The organism is Escherichia sp. UTM R2 (assembly GCF_048593455.1).
Lineage (GTDB): Bacteria > Pseudomonadota > Gammaproteobacteria > Enterobacterales > Enterobacteriaceae > Escherichia > Escherichia coli.
On the sequence record NZ_JBFWDY010000002.1, the window covers coordinates 217,614 to 240,321 of the forward strand.

Annotated in this window: 15 protein-coding genes and 2 pseudogenes; 6 read left to right on the plus strand and 11 right to left on the minus strand. The window is 50.5% G+C overall.

Translation table 11 applies throughout. From position 1 onward, the window contains the following. Positions 1-444: 444 nt before the first annotated feature. Positions 445-1,497, minus strand: coding sequence for a DUF2776 domain-containing protein (locus tag AB4H76_RS01815; RefSeq protein WP_001028905.1), 1,053 nt, complete (start codon positions 1,495-1,497; stop codon positions 445-447). 382 nt (positions 1,498-1,879) lie between these two features. Here AB4H76_RS01815 and AB4H76_RS01820 point away from each other — a divergent pair, with 382 nt between their 5' ends. The 6 genes from AB4H76_RS01820 (at position 1,880) to AB4H76_RS01845 (ending at position 10,660) form a co-directional block, all read left to right on the plus strand. Continuing rightward, the gene (locus AB4H76_RS01820) at positions 1,880-3,487 is read left to right on the plus strand and encodes a YhiJ/YhiL family protein (RefSeq protein WP_000643701.1); all 1,608 of its coding nucleotides are present in this window, start codon (positions 1,880-1,882) and stop codon (positions 3,485-3,487) included. A gap of 261 nt (positions 3,488-3,748) precedes the next feature. Beyond that, a complete protein-coding gene (locus AB4H76_RS01825) occupies positions 3,749-5,371 on the plus strand; it encodes a YhiJ/YhiL family protein (protein WP_001300550.1) in 1,623 nt (540 codons plus the stop codon). Positions 5,372-5,560: 189 nt separating this feature from the next. Further along, the gene (yhiY, locus tag AB4H76_RS01830) at positions 5,561-5,674 is read left to right on the plus strand and encodes a protein YhiY (protein ID WP_001296785.1); all 114 of its coding nucleotides are present in this window, start codon (positions 5,561-5,563) and stop codon (positions 5,672-5,674) included. A gap of 62 nt (positions 5,675-5,736) precedes the next feature. Further along, entirely contained in the window at positions 5,737-6,804 is a 1,068-nt protein-coding gene (locus AB4H76_RS01835; RefSeq protein WP_000361491.1) for an HlyD family secretion protein, read from the plus strand. Further along, positions 6,801-9,536, plus strand: a complete 2,736-nt coding sequence (gene rbbA, locus AB4H76_RS01840) for a ribosome-associated ATPase/putative transporter RbbA (RefSeq protein WP_000149156.1) — start codon at positions 6,801-6,803, stop codon at positions 9,534-9,536. Before AB4H76_RS01835 ends, rbbA begins: the two co-directional genes overlap by 4 nt. Beyond that, positions 9,536-10,660, plus strand: coding sequence for an ABC transporter permease (locus AB4H76_RS01845; protein WP_001216257.1), 1,125 nt, complete (start codon positions 9,536-9,538; stop codon positions 10,658-10,660). The genes rbbA and AB4H76_RS01845 overlap by 1 nt, the downstream gene beginning before the upstream one ends. A 164-nt stretch (positions 10,661-10,824) precedes the next feature. On the opposite strand, the pseudogene AB4H76_RS01850 reads toward AB4H76_RS01845, so the two are convergent. The 10 genes and pseudogenes from AB4H76_RS01850 to nikA form a co-directional block, all read right to left on the minus strand. Further along, positions 10,825-11,961 (minus strand): annotated as a pseudogene (locus tag AB4H76_RS01850) (ISAs1-like element ISEc1 family transposase). Between the two features lie 140 nt (positions 11,962-12,101). After that, positions 12,102-12,452: pseudogene (locus AB4H76_RS01855) on the minus strand (lyase); the annotation flags it as partial. 104 nt (positions 12,453-12,556) lie between these two features. Beyond that, positions 12,557-12,940 (minus strand): protein YhhH, encoded by a 384-nt coding sequence (gene yhhH, locus AB4H76_RS01860; RefSeq protein WP_001271686.1) that lies wholly within the window; start codon positions 12,938-12,940, stop codon positions 12,557-12,559. Then, entirely contained in the window at positions 12,912-17,147 is a 4,236-nt protein-coding gene (rhsB, locus tag AB4H76_RS01865; protein WP_121689807.1) for a rhs element protein RhsB, read from the minus strand. The genes yhhH and rhsB overlap by 29 nt, the downstream gene beginning before the upstream one ends. Before the next feature lie 202 nt (positions 17,148-17,349). After that, entirely contained in the window at positions 17,350-17,751 is a 402-nt protein-coding gene (nikR, locus tag AB4H76_RS01870; RefSeq protein ID WP_001190062.1) for a nickel-responsive transcriptional regulator NikR, read from the minus strand. A 5-nt stretch (positions 17,752-17,756) separates the two neighbouring features. Then, positions 17,757-18,563 carry a nickel import ATP-binding protein NikE gene (gene nikE, locus AB4H76_RS01875; RefSeq protein ID WP_000173665.1) on the minus strand — a complete coding sequence of 269 codons (807 nt, stop codon included), beginning with the start codon at positions 18,561-18,563 and terminating at the stop codon, positions 17,757-17,759. Beyond that, positions 18,560-19,324 carry a nickel import ATP-binding protein NikD gene (nikD, locus tag AB4H76_RS01880; RefSeq protein ID WP_077492360.1) on the minus strand — a complete coding sequence of 255 codons (765 nt, stop codon included), beginning with the start codon at positions 19,322-19,324 and terminating at the stop codon, positions 18,560-18,562. The genes nikE and nikD overlap by 4 nt, the downstream gene beginning before the upstream one ends. Then, on the minus strand, positions 19,324-20,157 hold the full coding sequence (nikC, locus tag AB4H76_RS01885) for a nickel ABC transporter permease subunit NikC (RefSeq protein ID WP_077492362.1): 834 nt from the start codon (positions 20,155-20,157) through the stop codon (positions 19,324-19,326). Before nikC ends, nikD begins: the two co-directional genes overlap by 1 nt. Next, entirely contained in the window at positions 20,154-21,098 is a 945-nt protein-coding gene (gene nikB, locus AB4H76_RS01890) for a nickel ABC transporter permease subunit NikB (RefSeq protein WP_000947062.1), read from the minus strand. Before nikB ends, nikC begins: the two co-directional genes overlap by 4 nt. Then, on the minus strand, positions 21,098-22,672 hold the full coding sequence (gene nikA / locus AB4H76_RS01895) for a nickel ABC transporter substrate-binding protein (protein ID WP_000953348.1): 1,575 nt from the start codon (positions 22,670-22,672) through the stop codon (positions 21,098-21,100). The genes nikB and nikA overlap by 1 nt, the downstream gene beginning before the upstream one ends. Positions 22,673-22,708 lie beyond the last annotated feature (36 nt).

Here is a 22,708-nt window from a genome sequence, read left to right on the forward strand (position 1 = left end):
ACAGCGTGTGATACACACTTAGCATCATGTTTTGTATGTGTTTTTTTAAAACTTTACAACTTTAAAGTCTTTTTCAGGTTAAAGGATACAACTTTAATGTCTCTACACAATTGCAGCAAAGTCGTCCTGACCTATTTCCTAAAGATGAAAATTATTAGAGTCGCATTAAAAATGAGCTAATTTTGATAGTGGTTATCTTGTGATTATTTTCTAATGAGCCCGTGAACTGAAACCCTCCATGCTTAATATAAGGTGGATGGAAAGGTGATTGAAAACTCACCCAGTGGCCAGATCTTTATGAAATATGAACAGGTTGAAAAAAACAGTAACTTTGCTGTTTTTTATACTTAACCACTATGCATTAATGCTGCGTTATTTCATGATGCCTAAGAAAAAACAGCGTTACGCAAATGGTCAACGCTGGTTTTATCCGGTACGTTGCAATTATTTTTTAGCAGAACCCGCTTCTAATATTGAAACGATTGAGAACAACGTAAAGCATACCGCTCCCAAACCGACCAGAACTCGCGAAGGAATAAAATATCCCATGTCGGTCTGCGCCATTTCCGCAAGAAACGATGCCAGGAAAAGGCAAAACAGGCAGGTGAAGACGGGAATCATCGGTATTCTGTTGGCTAACGAACAGGTACGTCTCCATACCAGTGCCAGTAGCCAGACTTTTGAGAATATGCTGTAACAGATCATTCCGAGGCAAATAAGAATAATGCCGGGAGCCAGTCGGGCGCTTGCATCGGAACTGACTAAGACGTATATCCCCTGCAGTACCGTGATTGAGCCGAGAAAAATAACCCAATAACACCACAGCCAGTGTTCTTTAGTTGAAAACGTATTACGTGTTTGATGGACAATTGTGGCAACAAGGCCAATTAGACAGGCACAGATTGCGGTTAACCCAAGCAATACGTGACCCGCGACATAATGCGGAGTTATGTCAGCACTACGTAACAGCGTAATAGACCAAATGAAACCGAGCAGGGTGAGTAAAACGGGAACGGCAATGAGGCAGTTACCGATTAATGAAGAATAAGCCTGTACCGGTGTTCCGTCGCTCTTGCTCCCCGCTGCATTTTTGGGAATGAGCAGAAAGTGACCGGATGACGCTGCCACCGTCGATACACAGGCGGCAATCATACCAACGCCGAAAATAACATGGCCGGCGACAAACTCGTCTGCCATCACATCATTGCCTGCTAACAGTGCCCAACCCCATATCATGGTGATAATTGACCCCGCATAGCCAATAATGGGGAACAATGTATTGTAAAACGTATTAACGCCGCGCGTGAGCTGCGAAATGATAATAAATGCGGTAGTGAATAATGCCAGGCATATGGCCGCCAGAGAAATCAGCACATGACCCGCGACGAAATACTCGCTTTGCCCTGAACTTTCCAGCACAAAGCCACCTAACGCGATACAAATTAAGCCCATAATCAAAGGGATTAATTTGAAAAGCCACCCGATATATATGTTCACTTTAAACTCCTCAGGTATCCCTGCTAATATTGAAATATGCATTAATGATAATTTCATCCTGTTAATATAATGACGAGATATCATTAAAGACAAATGCATAGCATAACTATAGCGGGGTTTACTTTGCAGAGCGCTACTTTTCAGCGTTCAAAAGGCCATGATAAATAAAAATTTATCCTAAGATTAATTCTTATGCTGTTGTTTTTTACAATTATCTTCCAGGGAGGGATTATTCTTCATTATTTGGTAAAAGACCGGATAGTCTCGGTGCTTAAAATCAGCGAACATATAAGTATTATTATTTTATATCGTCGTAAATCTGTTTTTCAGACAAGTATCATTTATTTTGTTACAAACAATTCAAAAATATCACAGGTTATTTATGAAAGCAATTGACAATCAGATTAGAAACATCTCTTCAAGCCATCAAGATAAGCATTCAGATAAAGTTAACAGTCATCAACACCATGGCAAGGTTGATAAAACACATCGTGCAAAGATAGTTGAATTTGATAAACTGGATAATGATTCGCAAATAGATAACGATTTTGGCCTGCATATCATCTATTTCCTGCAACATGGTCACTGGAAGGTAAATGATCGTAGTCACCAGATGGAGAAAGTATGGTTTTATAATAGTGAACCTTCTATAGATATTCAAGAATATAATAGATTCGCCGACAATACTACTGATACGTTTATCTTTACAATTATACCAGACAATAACCATGTGTTAAAATTATCGTCTCCCATTACCGTTACTGTTGAGTGTAAGGGCGGTTATTATTTTATTAATTCCTCTGGAGATAAATCAGATATAATTTATAAAGTTGATGGGCTTTCTATCATAGCGAGAAATTTCTTTACTCTTCTTAGTGGTAATTTCAAACCTGACTGGCGTTGGGATGTCTCTAAAGAGACGTTTACTAAGGAAAAGTTTGATAGCTATGTTAAATCTGTGTTTTCAAAAATAGACTTCTATAAACAGTGTGGTGTGATTAACCCACAAAATGCCAACACGGCTTATTTTGGCGATACAGATGGAAGAGTAGGCGCTGTACTTTATGCATTGCTCGTTTCAGGGCATATAGGCATCAGGGAAAAGGGTTGGAGTTTATTATGTGAATTATTAAAACACGAAGAGATGGCTTCATCTGCATACAAACATAAAAATAATAAAGTGCTCTACGATTTATTAAATACGAGAGACATGATCTTGAATGAGTTGCATCAACATGTTTTTTTAAAGGACGATGCGATAACCCCTTGTATCTTCCTTGGGGATCATACAGGCGATAGATTTAGTACTATTTTTGGTGATAAATATATCCTTACTTTGCTAAATTCTATGCGAAATATGGAGGGTAATAAAGATAGCCGTATTAATAAAAATGTCGTCGTTCTGGCTGGAAATCATGAAATCAATTTTAATGGTAACTATACTGCACGACTAGCAAATCATAAACTCTCTGCCGGTGATACGTATAACTTAATTAAAACGCTCGATGTTTGTAATTATGACTCAGAAAGGCAAGTTTTAACCAGTCATCACGGAATAATAAGAGATGAAGAAAAAAAATGTTATTGTCTCGGTGCTTTGCAGGTTCCATTTAATCAGATGAAAAATCCTACTGATCCTGAGGAATTAGCCAATATTTTTAATAAAAAACATAAAGAACACATGGATGATCCTCTATTCCATCTAATCCGAAGCAATACTTTGAAACCCACACCTGTATATGCTAATTATTTTGATAACACTACTGATTTCAGACCAGCACGTGAACGTATCTTCATATGTGGGGAGACACTCAAAGGTGAAGACCCCAGCAAATACATTAGACAAAAATATGGGCATCATGGGCCCGGGGTAGATCATAATCAACAATTTGATAATGGTATTATGGGGCTAAATTCCCTGAAGGAAGCACGTGATAAAAATAATAAAATAATTTATTCCTCAGGGCTTAGTTGTTTTCAACCACATTAAAACTCCATGAATACGGTGGTATGTCTTTTTAATCCTGCCAGTATTTCATAGGTTTTCTTAATCGATTGTAGAGGCATGTTCTGATGACGCCTCTACAATCTTTAGGGACTTTCTCTGCTATGAGATAAGAAATTTCATATTATGCTTTGAGGCTGAATGATTTGTGCAAAATATAATTATTTTCCCATCGAACATGAGGTGTATGTCATAAGATAAAATGTTAACTATGTATTCCTCGCGGTAAATAATATGAGGTAAAATATGAAAATTGGAACTGTGGCAGGCACTAACGACAGTACAACGACAATCGCAACAAATGATATGGTGCAAGAGCATGTTACCAACTTCACTAAAGAACTGTTTGGGTATATTGCAAATGGTATAGGTGATGATATATCAAGTATTGCCAGGACAATGCTCGGTGAGGTTGTGGAAAAAATAGATGATTGGCAAATAGAACGGTTCCAACAATCTATTCAAGATGACAAAATTTCATTTACCATACAAACGGATCATTCAGAAAAATATAGTATGCTATCGGGCATGCGTGCTCATATTCTACGTAGGAATAATAATTATCAGTTTATTGTGACAATTAATAGCAAAAATTACGGTTGCTCTCTTGATAATACCGATGTTAATTGGTGCAGTATTGTTTATTTACTTAATAATATGACAGTAAATGATAATGCTAATGATGTTGCAGTTACTGAGTCGTACAAACCCATCTGGAACTGGAAAATATCGCAATATAATGTATCTGATATTAAATTCGAAACAATGATAAAACCCCAGTTCGCTGACAGAATCTATTTCTCCAATTGTTCACCCGTTGATCCCACAAGTACCAGACCAACCTATTTTGGTGATACCGATGGCTCAGTCGGTGCAGTTTTGTTCGCGCTTTTCGCAACGGGACATTTGGGAATCATGGCTGAAGGAGAAAATTTCCTTAGCCAGTTGCTTAATATAGAAGATGAAGTTCTCAACGTATTGCTAAGGGAGAACTTTAATGAGCAACTTAACACTAATGTTAATACAATAATCAGTATCCTGAACAGAAGAGACATTATTTTAGAAAGTCTTCAGCCTTATTTAGTTATTAATAAAGACGCTGTGACGCCATGTACGTTTCTGGGCGACCAAACCGGCGATCGATTTAGCAATATCTGTGGTGATCAATTTATCATCGATTTGTTAAAACGCATAATGAGTATCAATGAAAATGTTCATGTATTAGCTGGAAATCATGAAACGAATTGCAATGGTAACTATATGCAGAACTTCACGCGTATGAAACCACTCGATGAGGATACCTACTCTGGGATAAAAGATTATCCTGTATGTTTCTATGACCCCAAATACAAAATAATGGCAAATCATCATGGGATAACTTTTGATGATCAGCGAAAACGTTACATTATAGGACCGATAACAGTCTCTATTGATGAAATGACCAATGCTCTCGATCCGGTCGAATTAGCGGCAATTATCAATAAAAAGCATCATGCTATAATTAATGGCAAAAAGTTTAAAACTAGCCGGGCTATCTCTTGTCGATCCTTTAATCGTTATTTTTCTGTTTCGACAGATTACAGACCTAAACTTGAAGCACTATTAGCATGTTCACAAATGTTAGGTATAAATCAAGTTGTTGCACATAACGGAAATGGTGGAAGAGAACGCATAGGCGAAACGGGGACAGTTTTAGGTCTTAACGCCCGTGACAGTAAACATGCTGGAAGAATGTTCAGCATGCATAATTGCCAAATTAACCCTGGTGCAGGGCCTGAGATAACCACTCCCTGGAAGTCTTACCAGCATGAAAAAAACAGAAATGGACTTATGCCTTTGATTAGAAGGCGCACAATGTTACAGCTCTGAACCATAGACAACATGAATATTAATGTTACTATCTGGTTGAGACTGTTGATAAAACGTAAAAAGGAATGCTCTGTTCCTGCAACTGAACAGGCGTGAAACGCTATCCAACAGGATGGATACCGTTTTGTCAGCCAGTTTTATAGATCACACTTATGAGTATGCGTGTTTCATTTACGGCCAGGAATGCTGATGATGACAACATTACTACCCGTTTTCACTAAGCCTTCCCCGTTGGCGCTCAATGCTCTGCGCGCTGGTCGTATTTGCCGTTTCCTTCTTATCCCGGATGGAAGAATCCGCTGAACGTCGTTCGGCGGCAGTTGTAACACGCGTCGTTTGCTTACAGGGATTATGGCGGGTCGATTATGGATAAGAGTAAGCGCCATCTGGCGTGGTGGGTTGTCGGGTTACTGGCGGTGGCGGCTATCGTGGCGTGGTGGCTGTTGCGCCCGGCAGGTGTGCCGGAAGGCTTTGCTGTCAGTAATGGGCGCATTGAAGCGACGGAAGTGGATATTGCCAGCAAAATTGCCGGGCGTATCGACACCATTCTGGTGAAAGAAGGCCAGTTTGTTCGCGAAGGTGAAGTGCTGGCGAAGATGGATACTCGCGTGTTGCAGGAACAGCGACTGGAAGCCATCGCGCAAATCAAAGAGGCACAAAGCGCCGTTGCTGCCGCGCAGGCTTTGCTGGAGCAACGACAAAGCGAAACTCGTGCCGCACAGTCGCTGGTTAATCAACGCCAGGCAGAACTGGACTCCGTAGCAAAACGTCATACGCGTTCCCGTTCACTGGCCCAACGAGGGGCTATTTCTGCGCAACAGCTGGATGACGATCGCGCCGCCGCTGAGAGCGCCCGAGCTGCGCTGGAATCGGCGAAAGCTCAGGTATCGGCTTCTAAAGCGGCTATAGAAGCGGCACGCACCAATATCATTCAGGCGCAAACCCGCGTCGAAGCGGCACAAGCCACTGAACGGCGCATTGCCGCAGATATCGATGACAGCGAACTGAAAGCCCCGCGTGACGGACGCGTGCAGTATCGGGTTGCCGAGCCAGGCGAAGTGCTGGCGGCAGGCGGTCGGGTGCTGAATATGGTCGATCTCAGCGACGTCTATATGACTTTCTTCCTGCCAACCGAACAGGCGGGCACGCTGAAACTGGGCGGTGAAGCCCGGCTGATCCTCGATGCCGCGCCAGATCTGCGTATTCCTGCAACCATCAGTTTTGTCGCCAGTGTCGCCCAGTTCACGCCAAAAACCGTCGAAACCAGCGATGAACGGCTGAAACTGATGTTCCGCGTCAAAGCGCGTATCCCACCGGAATTACTCCAGCAGCATCTGGAATATGTCAAAACCGGTTTGCCGGGCGTAGCGTGGGTGCGGGTGAATGAAGAACTTCCGTGGCCTGACGACCTCGTGGTGAGGTTGCCGCAATGACGCATCTGGAACTGGTTCCCGTCCCGCCTGTCGCGCAACTGGCGGGCGTGAGCCAGCATTATGGAAAAACCGTTGCGCTGAACAATATCACTCTCGATATTCCGGCCCGCTGTATGGTCGGGCTGATTGGCCCGGACGGCGTCGGGAAGTCGAGCTTGTTGTCGTTGATTTCCGGTGCCCGCGTCATTGAACAGGGCAATGTGATGGTGCTGGGCGGCGATATGCGCGACCCGAAGCATCGCCGCGACGTCTGCCCGCGCATCGCCTGGATGCCGCAGGGGCTGGGCAAAAACCTCTACCACACCTTGTCGGTGTATGAAAACGTCGATTTTTTCGCTCGCCTGTTCGGTCACGACAAAGCGGAGCGGGAAGTGCGAATCAATGAGCTGCTGACCAGCACCGGGTTAGCACCGTTTCGCGATCGTCCGGCAGGGAAACTCTCCGGCGGGATGAAGCAAAAACTTGGGCTGTGCTGCGCGTTAATCCACGACCCGGAACTGTTGATCCTTGATGAGCCAACAACGGGGGTTGACCCGCTCTCCCGCTCCCAGTTCTGGGATCTGATCGACAGTATTCGCCAGCGGCAGAGCAATATGAGCGTGCTGGTCGCCACCGCCTATATGGAAGAGGCCGAACGCTTCGACTGGCTGGTAGCGATGAATGCCGGAGAAGTGCTGGCAACTGGCAGCGCCGAAGAGCTACGGCAGCAAACGCAAAGCGCTACGCTGGAAGAAGCATTTATAAATCTGTTACCGCAAGCGCAACGCCAGGCGCATCAGGCGGTAGTGATCCCACCGTATCAACCTGAAAACGCAGAGATTGCCATCGAAGCGCGCGATCTGACCATGCGTTTTGGTTCCTTCGTTGCCGTTGATCACGTTAATTTCCGCATTCCACGCGGGGAGATTTTTGGTTTTCTTGGTTCGAACGGCTGCGGTAAATCCACCACCATGAAAATGCTCACCGGACTGCTGCCCGCCAGCGAAGGTGAGGCGTGGCTGTTCGGGCAACCGGTTGATCCAAAAGATATCGATACCCGCCGTCGGGTGGGCTATATGTCGCAGGCGTTTTCGCTCTATAACGAACTCACCGTGCGGCAAAACCTTGAGTTACATGCCCGTTTGTTTCACATCCCGGAAGCGGAAATTCCCGCAAGAGTGGCTGAAATGAGCGAGCGTTTTAAGCTCAACGACGTTGAAGATATTCTGCCGGAGTCATTGCCGCTCGGCATTCGCCAGCGGCTTTCGCTGGCGGTGGCGGTGATTCATCGCCCGGAGATGTTAATCCTCGATGAGCCTACTTCTGGTGTCGATCCGGTGGCGAGGGATATGTTCTGGCAGTTGATGGTCGATCTCTCGCGCCAGGACAAAGTGACTATCTTCATCTCCACCCACTTTATGAACGAAGCGGAACGTTGCGACCGCATCTCACTGATGCACGCCGGAAAAGTGCTTGCCAGCGGTACACCGCAGGAACTGGTTGAGAAACGCGGAGCCGCCAGTCTGGAAGAGGCATTTATCGCCTATTTGCAGGAAGCGGCAGGGCAGAGCAACGAAGCCGAAGCGCCGCCCGTGGTACACGACACCACCCACGCGCCGCGTCAGGGATTTAGCCTGCGCCGTCTTTTTAGCTACAGCCGCCGCGAAGCGCTGGAACTGCGACGCGATCCAGTACGTTCGACGCTGGCGCTGATGGGAACGGTGATCCTGATGCTGATAATGGGTTACGGCATCAGTATGGATGTGGAAAACCTGCGCTTTGCGGTGCTCGACCGCGACCAGACCGTCAGTAGCCAGGCGTGGACACTCAACCTCTCCGGTTCCCGTTACTTTATCGAACAGCCGCCGCTCACCAGTTATGACGAGCTTGATCGTCGGATGCGTGCGGGCGATATCACGGTGGCGATTGAGATCCCGCCCAATTTCGGGCGCGATATCGCGCGTGGTACGCCTGTGGAACTCGGCGTCTGGATCGACGGAGCGATGCCGAGCCGTGCTGAAACGGTAAAAGGTTACGTGCAGGCCATGCACCAGAGCTGGTTACAGGATGTGGCGAGCCGACAATCGACACCCGCCAGCCAAAGCGGGCTGATGAATATTGAGACGCGCTATCGCTATAACCCGGACGTAAAAAGCCTGCCAGCGATTGTTCCGGCGGTGATCCCGCTTCTGCTGATGATGATCCCGTCAATGCTAAGCGCCCTTAGCGTGGTGCGGGAAAAAGAGCTTGGGTCGATTATCAACCTTTACGTGACCCCCACCACGCGTAGTGAATTTTTGCTTGGTAAACAGTTGCCATACATCGCGCTGGGGATGCTGAACTTTTTCCTGCTCTGCGGCCTGTCGGTGTTTGTGTTTGGCGTACCGCATAAAGGCAGTTTCCTGACGCTCACCCTGGCGGCGCTGCTGTATATCATCATTGCCACCGGAATGGGGCTGCTGATCTCCACCTTTATGAAAAGCCAGATTGCCGCCATTTTCGGAACGGCGATTATCACGTTGATCCCGGCGACACAGTTTTCCGGGATGATCGATCCGGTAGCTTCGCTGGAAGGGCCTGGACGTTGGATCGGCGAGGTTTACCCGACCAGTCATTTTCTGACTATCGCCCGCGGGACGTTCTCGAAAGCGCTGGATCTGACTGATTTGTGGCAACTTTTTATCCCGTTGCTGATAGCCATCCCGCTGGTGATGGGCTTAAGTATCCTGCTGCTGAAAAAACAGGAGGGATGATGCGCCATTTACGCAATATTTTTAATCTGGGTATCAAAGAGTTGCGCAGTCTGCTCGGTGATAAAGCGATGCTGACGCTGATTGTCTTCTCGTTTACGGTGTCGGTGTATTCGTCAGCGACCGTTACGCCAGGATCGTTGAACCTCGCGCCGATCGCCATTGCCGATATGGATCAATCGCAGTTATCGAACCGGATCGTTAACAGCTTCTATCGTCCGTGGTTTTTGCCACCGGAGATGATCACCGCCGATGAGATGGATGCCGGACTGGACGCCGGACGCTATACCTTCGCGATAAATATTCCGCCTAATTTTCAGCGTGATGTCCTCGCCGGACGCCAGCCGGATATTCAGGTGAACGTCGATGCCACGCGCATGAGCCAGGCATTTACCGGCAATGGGTATATCCAGAATATTATCAACGGTGAAGTGAACAGCTTTGTCGCGCGCTACCGTGATAACAGCGAACCGTTGGTATCGCTGGAAACCCGGATGCGCTTTAACCCGAACCTCGATCCCGCGTGGTTTGGCGGGGTGATGGCGATCATCAACAACATTACCATGCTGGCGATTGTATTGACCGGATCGGCGCTGATCCGCGAGCGTGAACACGGCACGGTGGAACACTTACTGGTGATGCCGATAACGCCGTTTGAGATCATGATGGCGAAGATCTGGTCGATGGGGCTGGTGGTGCTGGTGGTATCGGGATTATCGCTGGTGCTGATGGTGAAAGGTGTACTGGGCGTACCGATTGAAGGCTCGATCCCGCTGTTTATGCTGGGCGTGGCGCTCAGTCTGTTTGCCACCACGTCAATCGGCATTTTTATGGGGACGATAGCGCGTTCAATGCCGCAACTGGGGCTGCTGGTGATTCTGGTGCTGCTGCCGCTGCAAATGCTTTCCGGTGGTTCCACGCCGCGCGAAAGTATGCCGCAGATGGTGCAGGACATTATGCTGACCATGCCGACGACACACTTTGTTAGCCTCGCGCAGGCCATCCTCTACCGGGGTGCCGGATTCGAAATCGTCTGGCCGCAGTTCCTGACGCTGATGGCAATTGGCGGCGCGTTTTTCACCATTGCACTGCTGCGATTCAGGAAGACGATTGGGACAATGGCGTAAATACAATTGCCCGATGCGTAAGCTTATAGGGACTACGCATCGGTGCAATTTATTGAATTTTAGTTGTTTTTAGGCCGGATAAGGCGTTTATGAACTGACCCCCAAAACCTGGACAGTTTCAGTTAACCGGCTTTTTGATACTCAGTCCTGTATTCAGGGCAAGATTACGAAAGCCCGCTCCCCGCAAGGACTGACGCGAGATAGTTTCTGTCCATGGCTGCTTTTCGCATCTTACGTCTTAACCCTGCCTTGAATACCTTATCATTCGTTAAAATATTAATAGCGATGTGCCGTATCCCTGAAAATAATTCTGCGGCGTTTCCTCTTCTTATTTTGCAGTCGTCTTCATTCATTACCACGTCCAGACGCCAGTGCAGCTTATTCTCCACGTGCCAGTGGTTTCGGATTGCTGTGGCGAACTTCTCTGCGGTTAAATCAGCAGAACTGATATAATATCTGACCGTCATTTCGGGCTCTTTCTTTTGTTCTGCTATTATTGACCGAAAGGAGACTGCCACGCATAATTTCTTCAGACCTTTCCATTCAAACGTGAAATCAATAAGTTCATCAGGGACATCGCAAACAATATGAAGACGGATTTCTTCTCTGCCGTGACTCTTTTCACTGATTGCGTAACTGTCATGCTCTGGATTATTTAATTCTTTCAGCGGAAATTTTTCCTCAAAGGCTTTATTTAGCCGCCCCTGGTTTCCTTTTACCGCGAATAAATAATCACCTCCCTGTTTTTGTATCTTCTCTGCAATATCTTTCTGGCAACCCATCGCATCAGTTGTGATGATTTTTCCTTTAATATCCATCATGTTAAGAAGTTCAGGAATGGCTGTAATCTCATTGGATTTCTCATCCGTCTTGATCTGTCCGAGGACCAGACTATGCATTGTTGAGAACGCACTAATGACATGAATCGCTCCCCTGCGACGACTCTTGTCATAAGAGTGCCGGAGCGTTTTTCCATCAATTGCAATGACGTCTTTATCATCTGAAGAATGGCAGTCACGCATCCAGTTAATAAAGCACTCGTGAAATTTTGCAGGACTGATACAGGATACAACTCTGGCAATGATATCGTGAACAGGAATACCATTTTCAAAATCACCATATCACTTCAAAACATCGGGATGTGTTTCCCCAAAATCCTCTATATCTTCCCAACCTTCTGCACCAGAAATAACGGCACAAATAGTCAACAGTAGAATATCCGATAATTTATGTTCCACTTTCCAGGTTTGTCTGTAATCGGGGATAATAGAAATATGTTCCATCAATTTTTTAAGTTCCATTTTGTTCTCCTTAATTAGGTAAGGAGTATTTGATCATGTATAAGCAATAAAAAACAGCTTCAGGTAATAAGGAATATCTCAATTTTTAAACATAAAATGCGAATTATTTAGTGCAAAAAGTGAACTTTTGATGATCTTTCCCTGGCCGTTGACTCGATTGCCGTAGCTCGAACGCAAGCACTCTTATCATTCAATGCCATATTGTTCAAAATATTAAAAACATTATCTTCGCATTTTTTGCAAATTTATATTTGCCCGAGTATAAATGCTCCGATATCTCTACGGATATAATTTTTGTCAGTGCAGAATTCAATTGCCAATCTAACAGCGTCTTGCCCCCCTCTTAACTGTAATACTCTGGCAGATGAAATCCTTTTCAAGGAATTGCGATCATCAAGTAAGCGAAATAATTCATCATCATTTAGTTTCTTACATTTATTATATAAACCATACTCTTTACTTGCCTTTCTTTTCTGGTATGTATTTGACATTGCAGGAACCTCCATAAAGGCTATCTTTTTCTATCGTTTGACTGTCTGGAGTCCTCCACCTACTCTGCCATCAGCGCACACGATGTTTGATTATCCTTACATACTTATTTTCCGTGGCCAAAATTCAGAATTCTCCCATCATTTTTGCCTATTTCTATAATAAAAACCCCACCAGCAATTTGGTCTGAGTGAATGGTACCTTCAACAACCCAACTTGTTGTTAACTCAGTGATTTCGTATGGTTTTTCTTCTTCTGCGGCATCCTGTCCATAACGATTCTTAACATATATCTCAGCTAATTCCAATGCTATAGCTTTATTTTTAACCAAATTTCTAACGGTATATTTACCTTCACTTTCATACTTGCGCATTATTTTAATATTATTATTACACTGCGCCCATGTGTTGTATGTAAAAACAAACAAAGATACAATGACACAGTTCCTAAACAATATTTTTTTACATATTACCATGAACTCTGCAGACATTAGGTAATCCTTTTCTGTTTGTTATTTCCTTCCCGTGGTTATCTATTGCTTTAAAATTACCACTGGGCGTACCTAAATAAAATGACTTGATATTGTTATCTTTACTTTTAACTATTTTCTCATCTTTACCTGAAAATATTTCGTCCCAATATTCTCCATGACTATCTGCACCATGAGTATGATAAGCTGATACTTTCTCAGTACCATTAGGGCAAGGGCTATTGAATGGATATGATCCTTTTCTTTCTCCTCGGTTAGGTGCTGTTGAGAAATATCTGCCACTATTATCCTTACATATTAAACCAGCGAACTCTTTATCTTCGCAAATAGATTGGCTATTTATTTTATTTAAGGCGTCATATGCGGTGCTATCTATAGAATCAAATTTATCTGGACCTATCATAGCGGATAGTGTGCCGCAAAGACCATTAGTACATGCCCCCGATTTTGCATCCTCCCACATAGATAAACCCAGGGGGTCGATGTCTGATATCGGATTCAATTGATATCCATACAGGTTCCATCCCCCCTTCAGTCCAATCGGATCCTGAGTGATATATCGCCCCTGCAGCGGGTCATAATAGCGGTGGCGGTTGTAATACAGGCCGGACTCCTCATCATACTGCTGCCCCGGCAGGCGGATAAGCTGCTGCAGCTGATGCGGGTTCTCTTCATTCAGCAGGTTGCCCCACTCATCGTATTCTGCGCACCATTCTGTTGCCCCTTCCTTACTGATAAGGGCCAGCGGCAGGCCGCGATGGTCGCAGTGGTACAGGTGGATTTTTCGCGCCGGCGTGTACACCGGGTCCATCTGGTTTTGCATCTGCTCCACAGTCAGGCCGCACGATGCCAGCCAGCGGCGGCTTTCCTCACTCACCCGGTCAGCCAGGATTTCACTTTCCAGCCGGTCGAGCATCTGCACCAGCACCGGCGGGAACACCACACTGCCACCGTCTTCGCCGCCGGACTGCTGAAGGGTATCCGCCAGGCTGCGGCGCTGCGTTTTCGCCAGCTCACCGGTGGCGGTTTCAACTCTGATGAGTGGCGTGAAGCTCCCCGGCTGATAAATCGTCTGGATGCGGCTCCTGTCGTTCTGTATCGTGGTCAGCCGGTCGCCGTCCCAGCCGTACCAGGTCACTTGCGGTTTCCGTGACAGCGACATCCAGCCCGTCAGGTCCCGTTCACGCCGCCACACCCGTTTTGCCACCCTGCGGCCCAGCGGGTCGTAAAGATAGCGACTTTCGACCAGCGGCTCTTCATATTGTGTCCGCGTGTAGTGCACCAGCCGGTGCTGACTGTCGTAATGGTACCGGTGAGTCCGCTCATCATCCGTGCGGATAACCCCTTCCGGGATGAGGTCGGTTTTCTCTGTCAGCCTGCCGTGACGGTCATACCGGTAAAGATAGTGCGCGTCACGGGCGATACGGTTATCCGGCCACATGCTGAGGGGGCTGTCCGGGTGCAGCTCCGGGTCGGGCAGGCGGTTACCTGCCGGGTCTGTGGCATACGGGATGCGGATATCCAGATTCGCTGCGGTGGTGTGAACGCCGGTCAGCCTGCCGGTGGTGCTGTAGCTGTAACTCCGGGTCTGGCGCGGGCTGCTGATGCGGATGAGTTCGCCGTTGTCGTTCCAGGTGTAATCGCGGTCAGACAGCAGGCTGTTCAGGTGCTGGCTCTGTAACTGCCCGGCAGGGGTATAAGCGGTGGTGAGTTCATAACGGCCGAAGCTGCGCAGCGTTTCCCGGTGCAGGCGGTCGCGGGTGAAATCCACCAGCGGTGTGTCGCCGAGCTTCATGCCTGCCAGGTAACCGCTGCCGTAGGCCAGCCATTCCACGGCGGGCAGGCTGTCCGGTATACAGCGGTTCGCCAGTCCCTGCGCGTTGTACGCATGTCTGGTCTCATGCTGCCAGAGCAGTGCTTCCGTCTCCGGGTGATGCACCGTCTGACGCTCACCGGTCAGGCGGCCTTTCTCATCATACCCGTAATACACCGCCACCCGGTGCCCTTCGCTGATATGGCTGATGTCTGTCAGCCAGCCGCGTTCGTCATACTGCCACCGCTCTGCGGTTTCGCCATTCACGGTGCGGTGCGTGAGGCGGTCTGCTTCGTCATAGTGCCAGTGGGTGACCAGCCCCTCATCCTCGCTGCGGATAAGTTTGCCGGTCAGGTCGTGGTGATAACGCTGTGTGCGGCCGTCAAAGCCGGTTTCCTGTATCAGCCGGTCGAGTACATCGTAACGGAAGGTGGTGTGGCTGCCGTTTTCACTGGTCAGGCGGATGACCCGTCCGGCAGCATCGTATTCCATACTGCGCGTCAGCCCGCCCTGCGTGGTACGGACGGCCTTTCCCCACGCATCGTACTGTGTCCCGTTTCTGCTGCCGTCCGGGGCAATGACGGCGGTCAGGTCACCGGCGGCGTTGTATTCATACCGCGTTTCATGGCCCTGCGTGTCTTTCACGGCAATTAACTGTCCACGGCTGTCGTATGCGCGGTACTGACTCAGCCCTTCCTCGCGGTGCACCGCCGTCACCTGACCAAAACGGTCATGGTCATAGCGGGTTACATAACCGGAACAGTCAGTGAAGCTCAGCAACTGACCGTAACGGCTCCACGTCATGGTTTTCCGGCTGCCGGTGGCATCTTCCGTTGCGCAGGGTAAGTCACTGTGTGGATTATCATAACGGTAGCGGGTGATATCGCCGTCAGGGGCAGTTTCCTGAATCAGACGGCCCCATTCATCATATTCCCGGCGTATTTCCAGCCCGTCAGGCCCGGTGGCTGACGTTAACTGGCTGTGGTGGTTATAGTAAAACGCCGATGCCCTGCCATCCGGCGTGGTGATGCGCGTGATGAGGCCCGTCACCACATCCGGACTGTATTCTGTTGTCCTGCCTGCGGCATCCGTCTGTGCCCTGAGCCTGCCCACCGCGTCAAACTGACTCTGCGTGACGCTGCCGTCCGCGTGTTCCTTTTTCACCACCCGCTTCAGCCCGCCTTCACCCTGCGTGTGCAGCACTTCACGGCGGTCCAGGCTGTCGGTGATGGTGATGTGGTCTTTCTCATACTGATACGTGTAGCTTAAGCCTGCCGGGTTAAGCTGTTCTGTCACCCGCCCGTCGCTGTCGTAACGGTAACGGATTTCCGGTCGGCCCGTGTGACGGTGCGCCACCATCCGGCCCCGGTATTTATCATCGTAAGTAAAGCTGCGCACCTGTTTGCCACTACGGTCATACACCACCGCCAGTTCGCCGCGTGGCGTCCAGCCATAGCGTACCAGCGGCGCGGCAGGTAAATTCTCCGGGTATTCCGGGTCGTGCGTCAGCCACACGGCAGACAGACGGATGCCGTTGTCCCGGCCATATTCGGTGTAACCCGGCAGGGTATCAGGAAAAGCGGACGGTTCCGTCCCGCCGGAAATGGCCTGCTGCCGGGCTTCTTCTGCCCGCTGCGCCTGCGTGGTCAGTACCAGCCGGAAGTGACGCCCGGCACCATCCGTCACGCCGGTGATTTCGCCGCTGAATTCACCGGCGGCTTCGCGGTGGAACGTCTGTGTGCGCCCGAAGCGGTCCACCAGCCCGGTCAGTACCCGGTACGGCGGCAGCGGCGCAGGCAGCACCTCATCCGCTTCCGGCACCCGCTCACACCAGCCGAGCAGCCACCACGGCCCCTGCGGACTGTTTGTCGCCAGATAACGATGCGGACTTAAGCGGAGTTCTTCCGGCAGCGCCTGCCAGAGTGCGGCCAGCCGGTGACCTTCATCCAGTCTCAGGACGCCGCCGCGCACCAGCCACAGTGACTCGCTGCGGCTGTAACCGTCCTCACCGGGAAACAGGTGCTCAAAATACAGGCTTCTGCCGCCGTTATCACTGAGTATCAGTGTGTTATCGCGCAGCTGTAAGCGGATATCCGCAGGCATTTTCCAGCCGGGGCCGAGGCTCCCCACCGGCGCGGGCGTTTTTGTCCGGTAACTGCTGTAGGTGCGGGAGAGGATGAACGGCAGCGGGCCGGGCAGGGCAAGGTCGGTTTCACCGGGAAGGACCTTTGCACCGAGCAGGGGATTGACCGGATGGCCGGACGTCACTCCGCCGGGGCACACCGAACAGGCCACGCCGGTGGGGGCACCAATGCGCACCCCGGCTGAACCCTGAACAATGCTACCGCCATACTGCGTCATGTCGCCCTGACGCGCTGCCGGTTTTCCGCTCATCGTAAAATCCTTTTCTATTATTTTAATGACAGTATCTTCATACGAAAAAGCGAAGAAAAACTTGTGGTCACAATGAATTGAAGATTTTTAGGAATATATTTAGAACGTTACAAAAGAGAAGGTTCGGATAGGGTATTTAGAGAGGAATCAGGTGTGCTAGTGGCCCTTTGTTGATCGTTCACCAAAGGACCCAATAATAGACTCAATCTTCCTTCGGCAAGCACTGCAAATGCCCGTGCCGCACGCCGCGCTGGGCGATAACGTCATCGGCAAAATGCTGCACGTCACCCATGTCACCTTTCAACACGGCGATTTCCAGACAGTCGTCGTGGTTGATGTGCACATGCAGCGTGGCGACGGAGAGGTCGTGGTGATGATGCTGGGTGGAAACAATACGGCTGGCTAAGTCGCGTTTTTCGTGTTCATACACATACGACAGCACCGCGAAACCTTGTGTGCCGTGCTGCTGGGTAGCTTCCTGCGCCAGGGCGCTACGCAGAATATCGCGGATAGCTTCGGAACGGTTGTTATAACCACGACGCTGGCTCAGGCTGTCCAGCGTCTCCAGTAAATCGTCATCAAGCGTGATGGTGACTCGTTGCATTTGCGTTAAACCTTTTCTGAGGTGCGACGGCGCACGGGGAATGCGGGTAATACCGCGTTTTGTAGCACACGTCCGGCGTCAGAGGAAAAGGTTAATTTATCTCCCACCACCTGGGTTTCGACGATTTGTCCGTTGTCCATCACCATCACCCGCTGACAGAAGCGTTCCACCAGGCGTAAGTCGTGGGTGATGAACAGGCAGGCGGTGCCAAACTGTTGTTGTAGCTTTTTCAGCAGGCGAATGACGCCCGCCTGTAACACGAGATCAAGGTTAGAAACGGCTTCATCCAGAATCAGTAGTTTCGGTTCGACCGCCAGCGCGCGAGCCAGGCAGACGCGCTGGAGCTGGCCGCCGCTTAACTGCGGTGGGCGTTTGTCGAGAACGCTGTCATCGAGATCGACCGCCTTCAGCATTTCGCTGGCGCGCGCCAGTTGTTCGGATTTTTTCAGTGATAGCAGGTGGCGCATCGGTTCACGCAGGATCTCGCGCACGGTTTTGCGCGGATTCACGGCGCTGATGGAGTCCTGAAATACCATCTGAATATCGCGGCGGAACGCTTTACGCTGGGCGCGATTGAGTTTCGCCAGCGGTTCGCCGCGCCAGCTAATATTCCCTTGTGAGGGAGACTCTAAGCCTACCAGCAGCCGCGCGAGGGTGCTTTTTCCGCAGCCGCTGCGTCCCAGCAGGGCGACGGTTTCGCCGCTTTTCAGGGTCAGGGAAACGTTATTCAGCACCGCCTGATGTTGATGTTTTCCGCTAAATCCACCGTGGGCATAGTGATGGGAAAGGCCGCAGACGTTAAGTAAGGTCATGATGCCAGCTCCATACCGTAGAGGGCGAGATGAGCGAAAACCAGGCTGCGCGTCACTGTATGTTTGGGGGCGTTAAACAGCGTTTCTACATCGCCCTGTTCGACAATCTTACCGTCAGACATCACCGCCACGTCATCCGCCAGACGCGCCACAACGCCCATATCATGGGTCACCAGCAGCATTCCCGGCGCTTGTTTTTGCATAATGCTTTCCAGCAGATCGAGGATGCGCGCCTGTGCTACCACGTCGAGGTCGGTGGTCGGTTCATCGGCGATGATAAACGGTGATTCACACAGCACCGCCATCGCAATCATCATGCGCTGCAACATGCCGCCGCTCATCTCGAACGGGTACAGCTTCAGCACGCGCGCGGCGTTTTCCAGCCCCACCGCTTCTATGGCAGCGGTAAGCGTAGCGTCATCGGCGGGTTTCCCTAACGCCAGGCAGGTTTCCCGCGCGTGGGTGTGCATGGTGTGCAGTGGATTAAAGGCGCTGCGCGGGTTCTGCATGATGGTGGCAATTTTGATGCCGCGCAGGGCGCAAGGCGAAACCGGTTTGCCATCGGCTAAAATTTCCCCCGCCGTCTGGCGAACGCCAGCGGGCAAAATGCCCAGCGTCGCGGCGCAGGTCAGTGATTTCCCGCTGCCGCTACCGCCGACTAACGCCAGCACACGCCCGCGTTTAAGGGTTAACGATACGCCGTGCACCAGCGGCTGCGCGGCCTGTAGCGCGATATTACGTAGTTCAATCTGTTGCGGCATTAGTGTGCGTGCTCCGTCACCAGATGAGGGTCCAGATGATCGCGCAGTGCGTCACCCGCCAGGTTAAAGGCCATCACGCTGATAAACAGCGCCAGCCCCGGCCAGAACATTTGCAGCGGCTGGGTCCAGATATACTGGCGCGCGTCGTTAATCATCACGCCCCATTCGGCGGTCGGTGCGGTCACGCCGAGGCCGAGGAAGGACATCCCCGCGACGTGCAGCATCATATGGCCGATATCCAGCGTTGCCAGCACCAGCAGCGAAGGGATCACCGCACCTGCCAGATGATCAACAAACACTCGCACATGGCCCGCGCCAGAAAGCCGTGATGCCAGCACAAACTCGCGCTGGCGCAGTGAAATCACCAGGCTGCGCACCATGCGTGCATACCACGCCCAGTGCGACAGGGCGATGGCGATAATTACGTTGGTCAGCCCGGTGCCGAGCACGCCAACCATAAAGAACGACAGAATCGAGGTTGGGAAGGTCATAAACATATCGGCGACGCGCATGGTGGCCTGATCAACGCGCCCGCCAATCAGTCCGGCGCTGCCGCCTATAACCAGCCCTAATGTCAGCACCAGCAGCAGGCAGGCCATTACCGAACCGAGCGACACGCGGGTCGCTGCCATCAGCCGCGAGAAAATATCGCGCCCTAAGTGATCGGTGCCCAACCAGTGCTGCGCATCCGGCGAAAGCAGGCGCGACGGCAAATCAATCGCCTGGGGGTCATACGGCAGCCACCACTGGCTGGTGAGCGCAATCAGCGCCAGCAGGGCGATAATGATCAGCGCCAGGCGTACCGACCAGCGGGAAGAGAGGAAAAAGTTCACGCGTGCGCTCCTTCATGACGACGAATGCGCGGGTCCAGCGCGGCGTTGAGTAAATCAACAATCAAATTACAGACCACAAAAACCACCACCATCATCAGCGTAAAGCACTGGATCACCGGATAGTCACGGTTAAAAATCGCCGACACCGCATAGCGCCCGACGCCCGGCCAGGCAAAGATGTTTTCGATAATCATCGTCCCGCCAATCAGTTCGCCGATGTGCATCCCCACGGCGGTGATCATCGGCAGCGAGGCATTGCGCAGGATGTGGCGACGTTCGGTCTGTTTGTCGTTCAGGCCGCGCAGACGCGCCCAGGTGACGTGACGCTGACCGGCGACGTCCAGCATACTGGCGCGCAGTAAACGCGCGTTAATCGCCAGCGACATAAAGGCAATGGAAACCGCAGGCAAAATGATGTGCTGCCAGCCGCCGTAACCCATCGCGGGTAGCCATTGCAGATACACCGAAAACGCCATCACCAGTAAAAACGCCAGCCAGAAGTTAGGCATCGACACGCCAAGAAACGCGATGAAACGTACGGCGAAATCCGGCAGACGGTCGCGATGGCGCGCCGCCCAGATACCGAGCGGTACGGAAGTGAGCAGAATTAATATCAGCGCCGCACCTGCAAGTTCCAGCGTGGCGGGCAGGAAGTTCAGCATATCGTCCAGTACCGGGCGTTGGCTGGCGAATGAGATACCAAAGTCAAGATGCAGCGCCTTCCACAACCAGGTGCCGTACTGGACGTACAGCGGCTGATCCAGCCCGAGCATGGTGCGGGTAGAGGCCAGCATCTCCGGCGTCGGCGGCAGGTTAGACAGACGCAAATAATCGAGCGCCGGGTCGCCGGTACCGAGGCGCAGCATCAGAAAAATGATCACCGAGGCGGCGAGCACCATCGGGATCAGCAGCAGAAAGCGGCGTAATACGTAACGCAACATTAAGGTTTCACCGGTTTAATCTGTTCGAACGGAATTTCGGTGGCGATCGGCGCGTAGGGGATGTTACCCAGCTCCGGTTTTGATACCACCATCATTGAGATGTAACTGATAGGCAGATAAACCGCCTCGTCATGCAGACGGGTCAGAATGTCGCGATACAGCGCCTGACGTTGCGTTTCGTCATGGGTCGCCAGCACTTCGCCGATCTCTTTATCAATCAGCGGTTTGTCGGCTAATCCTTGCTGTGCCTGGAAGTCAGCGTGTGACGGTACGCGCATTGAACTGAGGAAGGCGTGTGGATCATATGGCGCGCCCCAGGTGCGGTGGAAAATCATGCCAAAACGACCGTCGCGCTGACGAGCATAGATACTGCTCTCTTCTTCGCCAATCAGCGAGACATCTGCGCCAATCTGGCGCATATCAGCCTGAATGATTTCCGCCATCGATTTGCTTAACGCATCGGTGCCGATGAACGACAGTTCAATGCGCAGCGGCTGACCATTTTTCTCGCGGATGTCTTTGCCCGCAGGCAGCGTCCAACCGGCTTTTTCCAGCAACGCTTTCGCTTTCTGCGGATCGTACTGGCGCGGTTTCAGGCCGAGGTTGGCGTAGGGCACAGAAGGGGCAAACAGGGTGTCGGCGACCTGCTGGGTGCCATACAACGCGTTATCAATCAGCGATTTTTTGTTTACCGCGTAATTAAGAGCTTCACGTACTGCCAGCTCATTGGTGGGGGCTTTGGCGGTATTAAGCGCCAGCATCACGGTTTCGATCGGCTGTGACAGTTGGGTATGGTAAGCCGGGTTCTGGCTAAAGCGGGCGAAGGTATCGAGCGGTAATAACCCTTCGTTTCCGTACAGCAGGTCGATATCGCCAGTTTCAAACGCCACCGCGCGGGTAGTCGGGTCCGGGATGACGTTAAAGGTGATCTTTTTAATCGCTGGCTTTTCGCCCCAGTAGTTTTCGTTACGGACGAAGACATCGTACTGATTCAGTTTCGATGCCTGCAAAATCCACGGTCCGGTGCCAATCGGCGCTTTAATCCCATTCATGGTTTCATGGTTTTTAAACTGCGAGGGGGCGATAAAACGGAAAGGACGGGGCAGGGCCAGTTCTTGCAGGAAAGGATAGTAGGCGCTTTTCAGGGTGATTTGCAGCTCTGTTTTACTGAGTGCTTTAACATCAACAATCTGGTTTGCCAGCTCCAGCCAGGCGTGACGTTGACGGTTATCGAGCACTGCGCGGAAGTTTTCTGCCGCCGCCTCGGCATCAAACGGTTCGCCGTTAGAGAATTTCACGTCATCACGCAGGGTGAAGGTCCAGGTTTTACCATCTTCTGAATGAGTCCAGCTTTTTGCCAGCCACGGGATCACCGAACCGTCTGCCTGATATTTCACCAATGGTTCATAAACCATGCTCTGGGCGAACATCTGGTTAGGCGTGTAAAGGTGCGGGTTTAGTGGCCCGACATTCACCGGCCAGGCGGTGGTGATTTCATCTGGTGCAGCGGCATGGACGATAAAAGACGCACAAGCCAGCAGCGCAAATAGAGTGCGGCGGAGTGTGGAGAGCATGGTAACCCCAATGGATTAAAATAGATGGCGGAAATA

Excerpts from the sequence above, each read along its gene's own strand:
- AB4H76_RS01820 (WP_000643701.1), top strand. The coding sequence starts at position 1,880 with ATGAAAGCAATTGACAATCAGATTAGAAACATCTCTTCAAGCCATCAA.
- AB4H76_RS01825 (WP_001300550.1), top strand. The coding sequence starts at position 3,749 with ATGAAAATTGGAACTGTGGCAGGCACTAACGACAGTACAACGACAATC.
- yhiY (WP_001296785.1), top strand. The coding sequence starts at position 5,561 with ATGATGACAACATTACTACCCGTTTTCACTAAGCCTTCCCCGTTGGCG.
- AB4H76_RS01835 (WP_000361491.1), top strand. The coding sequence starts at position 5,737 with ATGGATAAGAGTAAGCGCCATCTGGCGTGGTGGGTTGTCGGGTTACTG.
- rbbA (WP_000149156.1), top strand. The coding sequence starts at position 6,801 with ATGACGCATCTGGAACTGGTTCCCGTCCCGCCTGTCGCGCAACTGGCG.
- AB4H76_RS01845 (WP_001216257.1), top strand. The coding sequence starts at position 9,536 with ATGCGCCATTTACGCAATATTTTTAATCTGGGTATCAAAGAGTTGCGC.
- yhhH (WP_001271686.1), bottom strand. The coding sequence starts at position 12,940 with ATGTCTGCAGAGTTCATGGTAATATGTAAAAAAATATTGTTTAGGAAC.
- rhsB (WP_121689807.1), bottom strand. The coding sequence starts at position 17,147 with ATGAGCGGAAAACCGGCAGCGCGTCAGGGCGACATGACGCAGTATGGC.
- nikR (WP_001190062.1), bottom strand. The coding sequence starts at position 17,751 with ATGCAACGAGTCACCATCACGCTTGATGACGATTTACTGGAGACGCTG.
- nikE (WP_000173665.1), bottom strand. The coding sequence starts at position 18,563 with ATGACCTTACTTAACGTCTGCGGCCTTTCCCATCACTATGCCCACGGT.
- nikD (WP_077492360.1), bottom strand. The coding sequence starts at position 19,324 with ATGCCGCAACAGATTGAACTACGTAATATCGCGCTACAGGCCGCGCAG.
- nikB (WP_000947062.1), bottom strand. The coding sequence starts at position 21,098 with ATGTTGCGTTACGTATTACGCCGCTTTCTGCTGCTGATCCCGATGGTG.
- nikA (WP_000953348.1), bottom strand. The coding sequence starts at position 22,672 with ATGCTCTCCACACTCCGCCGCACTCTATTTGCGCTGCTGGCTTGTGCG.